The sequence below is a fragment of the Oleiphilus sp. HI0066 genome, from assembly GCF_001635725.1.
Genome location: NZ_LWFH01000777.1, coordinates 1 through 879, shown reverse-complemented (window position 1 = coordinate 879; position 879 = coordinate 1). Strand labels below are relative to the sequence as shown.

Below are 879 nucleotides of genomic sequence, written 5' to 3'. Positions count from 1 at the left end.
ATTTTTCCTACCCTTGTTATGCATTTTTTTGCACCTTACCCAAATAGATTAAAGGTAATGCGATAGCCACTACCAATGACCAAGTATAGATAAACGCAGCCGCTACAGCATGTATAGCTATTAGGTACATGGCTAGATTTTTTTGTTTGCCGAAAAGTAGAATTAGACCCGTTAAGATACAAGCAAAAATTGAAACCAAAGTAAAAATGAATAGCCAGCTACCTGACTCGCTTGGAGACAACGCGTATTTGGCAGATGATATTGCAAGCTGAACAGAATCTAGGCAGTCAGGCCGAGCAGAAAATAGAAACACCCACCATATGGCTATAAGAGCCACTGCACCTAACAAGCTTAATGTTCCTGCGATTTTGCTACCCATTGCGATCTCTTAGTGCATAACAGTTAATTCTACGTACCCGATACGGGTATCACTTTTCAATTAGGTTAACACCTTCGGAAGGATCAATTCATTAATAATCATAGACTTATGAGACTTCCGTTTTTTCAAATTGCGCACACTCTTTAGCAAATGCGTACTGAATACGCATTTGCTAATTCATTACCTCCTTAAAATCAGAGCTTTATAAGAGTAAGCAGTGATACCCGCCGCTCGCGCGGTTATCACAGCCGACCTGTAGATATAATTTGAACCTACACAACTCGACCTCTCGAAGCAGGTGCGATCAAAGCGTTAAGGTCTGCAATCTTCTTCGAAGCGGGCATGGTGAACTGCGAAGCACTAACAGCGGCTTTTGTCTATTTGCGAATGGAAAACCAATGTCCGCTTTTCATTCTTATGGGTCTATTCTGACAGGCTTTGAAAATACCTGATACAAAATAGCGGACGAAAATCGGCTCTATTAAACTGTCTGAAAGTTT

1 protein-coding gene is annotated in these 879 nt (G+C 41.0%); it reads right to left on the bottom strand.

Features of this window, described 5'->3' with window-relative positions:
- Nucleotides 1-16: 16 nt before the first annotated feature.
- Nucleotides 17-379, bottom strand: coding sequence for a hypothetical protein (locus A3738_RS09280; RefSeq protein ID WP_068502542.1), 363 nt, complete (start codon nucleotides 377-379; stop codon nucleotides 17-19).
- Between the last annotated feature and the right edge of the window lie 500 nt (nucleotides 380-879).